The sequence below is a fragment of the Liquorilactobacillus vini DSM 20605 genome (assembly GCF_000255495.1).
Taxonomy (GTDB): domain Bacteria; phylum Bacillota; class Bacilli; order Lactobacillales; family Lactobacillaceae; genus Liquorilactobacillus; species Liquorilactobacillus vini.
In genome coordinates, this window is the sequence record NZ_AHYZ01000058.1 from 1 (window position 1) to 5009 (window position 5009).

Annotated in this window: 5 protein-coding genes; 2 read left to right on the forward strand and 3 right to left on the reverse strand. The window is 40.9% G+C overall.

Annotated elements, in window-relative coordinates:
- The first annotated feature begins 382 nt into the window (after positions 1–382).
- The gene (locus ON15_RS03285) at positions 383–1297 is read left to right on the forward strand and encodes a serine hydrolase (RefSeq protein WP_010580060.1); all 915 of its coding nucleotides are present in this window, start codon (positions 383–385) and stop codon (positions 1295–1297) included.
- 144 nt (positions 1298–1441) lie between these two features.
- Here the strand turns inward: ON15_RS03285 and ON15_RS11215 are convergent, their stop codons facing one another.
- From ON15_RS11215 to gtfB, 3 genes are read right to left on the reverse strand one after another with little or no spacing between them, the layout of a single operon-like run.
- Complete coding sequence (locus tag ON15_RS11215) at positions 1442–3106, reverse strand: GT-D fold domain-containing glycosyltransferase (protein ID WP_010580061.1); 1665 nt, start codon at positions 3104–3106, stop codon at positions 1442–1444.
- A gap of 10 nt (positions 3107–3116) precedes the next feature.
- Positions 3117–3293 (reverse strand): hypothetical protein, encoded by a 177-nt coding sequence (locus tag ON15_RS11725; RefSeq protein WP_156397528.1) that lies wholly within the window; start codon positions 3291–3293, stop codon positions 3117–3119.
- On the reverse strand, positions 3274–4611 hold the full coding sequence (gene gtfB / locus ON15_RS03295; RefSeq protein WP_026049463.1) for an accessory Sec system glycosylation chaperone GtfB: 1338 nt from the start codon (positions 4609–4611) through the stop codon (positions 3274–3276). The genes ON15_RS11725 and gtfB overlap by 20 nt, the downstream gene beginning before the upstream one ends.
- 59 nt (positions 4612–4670) lie before the next feature.
- On the opposite strand from gtfB, the gene ON15_RS03300 reads away from it, so the two are divergent.
- Positions 4671–5009: hypothetical protein (locus tag ON15_RS03300; RefSeq protein WP_010580063.1), on the forward strand; the 339-nt coding region annotated here is incomplete at its 3' end.

Consider the following 5009-nt stretch of genomic DNA (forward strand, 5'->3'; position numbering starts at 1 on the left):
TGGTCATTTCCTCATTTCGAAAAATAGGTTAGCAAATTAATTTTCTATAAATATAAATATAATTATAGCAATCCTTTTTTACGTAAGATTTTTCTTTTTTAAAAGATTGGTCAAATTAAAAAACAGCCAGGATGCTGCGCTTTTGCCTTAAAAGTTTTGCTTATTTATTGACAGAAAAATTTGAAATTTAGATGAACTTTCTGGGATATTTTTGCCAAAAAAGCTTGATAAAATTAATTCAATAATTAATTTTATCATAAGCATTTTTGACTAGTGACCATTAAATTTCCTTAAGGATTATGCTGATGCTATGGATTAAACCAAGTGCTTACTTACTACTAAAAAGGGAGTAGTCAAAGAACTTGGGAGTGCACATTATTTTATGAAGAAAAGATTTATTTATTTGTTTGTATTACTCGCTGCGGTTGCCGGGATTTTAATCTATCGCACAAGCCGACAAATTAATCAGCAACCAGCTGCCAATGCGGCTTCGTCGACATCAAGCTCGACTAGCAAACAGCTGGCGATTAAAACTAAGCGTGCTAAAATCAAACAAAGATTGCAAAAATACTTAAATAAAGTTACTGCGGACAAAACTGCCAGTGTGAGTTTTTATAATTTAAGTCCGGTAGCTGGCAGCCAGGCAGCTAAAAGCTCAACAGCTGCCGTCTATCAGGAAGGCAAATTAGCGGCTTCAGCGAATGCGCATACCGCTGAAGTTGCGGCTAGTACCTTCAAATTATTTATTACGGCATTTTTGATGAAGGAAAAACAAGCCGGTAATTTCAGTTGGACGACTGCCAATCAAACCGGCTTTGAAAATATGATCGTTTATAGTCAAAATGATTATGCTGATGAACAACTGTCCAATTATGGTCTAAGTACGATCAATAGCTTTATCGCAAACCAGGGCTGGTACTCACCAGTCTTTGTCGAAGGCCAAGATGCTGAAACAACTGCCACTAGTCTAATTTATCTATTGAAACAATTAGCAGAAGGCACCGGTGTTTTCAGCAATTCCAGTGATCGCAGCTACATTTTAGGCTTAATGAAAAAGCAAGTCTACCGTAAAGGCATTCCAACTGGAGCCGCTGAAGCGCTAAAGGGTACCACTGTTCAAGATAAAGTCGGTTTCCTTGATGACACCAACAATGATGCCGGGATCGTTACCCTGCCGACTGGTCAGCGCTATTTGCTGGTGGTTATGACTCATGGTCACAACCAAAGCGGCTTTAGCGGTTTCCCTAGAATTGCTAAAATTACCAAGCATATTCAGGAGATCGTTTATGGTAGCTGATCCGTTCAGTTTGGCTGACCATTTTAATTGGCTTTCATAAGTCGAATAGAATTTTGATTGATCTTCTGTACGAATAAATATTTTTGATTCTGCCTAGCTGCATTTGTTGCTGCTTAGGTTTTTTTATGACAGCCATTCGCCCATTTAATTAGGCTGAATGGCTGTGAAATTCGCATAATCTTCAACTAGCTGAGCGCCCAAATCCAGGACTTGCTGACCAGTTGTCGCTAACACTGCGGCCAGTCGATGCCCAGCTGACCCCAACAGCACCAAAACCAGCTTTTGCTTGGCGGCTGCTTTGATTTCCGCAAGCTGAGCGGCAGATATTCGCGGTGAACAAACGATTTGTGCGACTGAAGCTGCCTGAGCAAATAAATTTGTTTCCAAATGCCGTTCAGTCAAAAGCAACAGATCCTGCTTTTCCCAAAGCTGTTGGAGCTGCTGATAAATTTCAGTTGCTTGCGCCAACGGAAAATTAGCAAATGGCTGATTGAGCCGGCCATCACCATAAAACGCGGCATTAAAAGTGACTTGGAAGGTTTCTTGTTCAGTTTGCGTCAATGGCTGCGGCAAACTGAGCAAGACGGGCTGACCAGCTGGCAGATTAACGATATTTAACAATTCATGCGCTAAAGCTGCTGCTGCATTCGGCTGGCTGGTTTCACTATGCAGCAGCTGAATGTCAGCCAAACTGAGATTAATCAACGATGATGATTCCAAGTGAGTCAACGTCTGCTGGATATTCAAAAACCGCGGCTGAAATTGCTGCGAAGTCTGCAAAGCATACAGCTGACTGGTTGGCGGTGCTTGCAGCAAATAAAAAATTGCATCGATTAAAACATGCTTTGTGAAGTATCCCTGCCGCAACAGTTCAGCAAACTGATCAACACTAGCGCACAACTCTTGATACTCAGCAGCCGACAGCGTTTGGATTTGGTAAGCCGCCTCGTCCAAGGAAACAACAACCAAGCCAAGATGATTTTGCCGCACCAAATCCGCATTAGCATTGCTGGCATCCACCACAACTGGCAAACCGGCTGCAAGATAAGTCCCTAACTTAAAAGAAGTCGAATACATCATATATTCATGCCAATAACGATCGGTCCCCCAAACTAACCCGAAGCCGCCATTTTGCTGAAGATCCGGCAGCAAAGCGACATCAGGCAAAGGCTTCGCATAAGTAATAGCTGGATTAGAGACTGCCGGTTGGGCAGCATATAATCTAATCGGCACGGCTGCTGTAGACCAATCATTAATGAAAGAAAATTTTTGCGGATTGCCGATAAAGCTCAGCTGGCGTTTGAATGGCGGCTTAAACCATTGTGGGCAATCATATAAATGATCCCAAACTCCCTGGATTAAGACTTTTTTGACTTGTAAGCCATGCTTCACCAGCACACGGCGCATATTTTCGCTTGGCAAGATAAGAACATCGGCTTGATTATAGGCAGCAATCAGCTTGGGCAACAAATAACGATTAGTTTCAAACATCAACGCAATTACATCATGGACGAAAATTATCAGTTTTGAATCACGATAGGCTTTAACATGATTGATCAGCGCTTGATCAAATTCAAGATCGTTCCAAGTTGGCGTTTGAAAGATCATAATATCACCCTGAGCAAAACTAGCAAAAATTCCATCAAGCCGCTTAGTTAGTTCACCCGCGGTATCGCTTTTAACTGGATAATTATAGATCCCTGCCTCACTGATTCCCAATTGCTGAGCAATCTTAGCAACCATATTTTGAGCAATCAAGGCTGTACTGTCAGCTGATTGACCATAAAGATTCGTGATATGAACTTTCAAGTTATTCCTCCTAAAACAAGACCTGCAACAGTGACACAATGATTCCTAAGGTAATCAGCAAACTGATAAGCAAGGCTATCTTTTGACTACCACTCGTCGACTTGGCCGGCTTTTTGGTGAGATTTCTTTCAGTTTTCAGCCGCTGGGCAATGTCTTTTTTAATTAAGTCATTCCGATTTTTTGGCATAGTTTTCTCCTATTAAGATTGTTCGATAATCGGCAGCTGAAACTTCATTAGCTGCTAAGCGTTGCAACTTAAGCTGCTGCTGAAGGAAATTTGGATCCAGCTGGCATTTTTTGATCAAAGCCGCGAGTTGGTGGAATTCAACTGGTTTAAAGCGGTGGTTTTCAGCAACATAGCGTGGCACATGCAAAACATTTTCAAATCCCAAAATCAGCAAATTATTGGTAAAGGCTGTTCGGACTGCATTTTTGATTTCAGCTTGATGATTAATATCTAGGTAAAAATCGGCTGTCTGCCACAGCTGTTCAGTGACAGTTGGTGAGGCATTCGGAAATAAGTGCACATTCTCATAGCGCTGCAATGACATTAACTTAGCCGACATTTCCGTAATCGCGGCAATATTAAATTCAAACCCAGGCAATTCTTTAATCAGTGGCGCAATTTGTTCCAACTGATCTGAATTAGTCATAATCAAAATTTTTTGGCCGCCATGGTTTAATCGGCGATGCGGATAAAGGTAACCCAAAAGCTGCAAATCGACAGTCGCGGCTGCTGGTAAATGAGCTTTAACGAATTCATAAGCCGATCTTGCAAAAAAGATGATTTGCTTGGTTCGCAAAGCTTGATTCTCCAAGATCTGACGCATATTAGCCGGGAGTTCTTGCTCCAGGGGCTCTTGCCAAAAGAGCAGATCATGACCCGAGTTGGGTAAGCTTAAACTTACAAAAAAGGGAAATGATAAAGAATTATAACGAATCTGACTTAAATCATACCCCCGCTGTTGTAAAAAGAATTTAACAAAAGCTGTTTGGTTGGGGAAAATATAGTTTTTGCCAAATTGCCCATTCAAGATAATGTCATTGGTAACTAAATTCTCAACAATTTTTTCCCGCCGATCTTGGGTATAATAGGTTTTAATCACTGGTTGTTCTGCCAAATTGTAAATCGTTTGGGCAAAACGGTGGCCGCAGCAATTATAGTGATCAACCGAACGCACTCTTTGCTGGCGGTCAAACCACTTAACCTCTTTGATCAAACGCTTTTCTGCTGGTTGTGCATACCCAATTTGGCCAGCCAACCGGTCATCATCGTAGATTTTTGCTCCATAATTAGTGCCACGGATCTCCCACAAATTGGGCAAAGACAAGCGATCAAAATACAGTGGCTGGTCATCATTGCTGGCTTGACCGCAAAAATAACTCCAAGGCGATTCCGTGTGCGCTGGCAGCCAGCCGTCATCGGCAATAAAAATCGTTGGATCGGCTTGCTTGATTTGCCGCAAAGAAGTCAATAGATCAGCAGCTGCTTGATTATAAAGTATTTAGCGCCTAAACAACAGCAATTATTTTTTCAAATAAAAAAAATCGTTATTAAACATGTTTGGGATTTTCCGGCCAGCAAAAACAAGTTAGTGATCAAGTCCTGATGCATTTTTCTTCCGTCTTATCAATTTATCTAGCATTGGAAAAATACAAAAACATCGTTAATGAGCAAGGCAATGGGAAAGATTTTAAGTATCTTTATAATTTGCATCCCCGCTTAAGTCAAACTATTACTAAAATAATTACCGAAATCAATACAAATGTTACCCATATTTATGGCTTTGAACGTTTATATTTTGATTTGATGGCAGCTGCTTTTTTATTAACACCCCTTAAAATTTTTCAAACCGATATTGTCCATATTTGTTTGGATTTTGCTGGTGGTTATTATACCAAT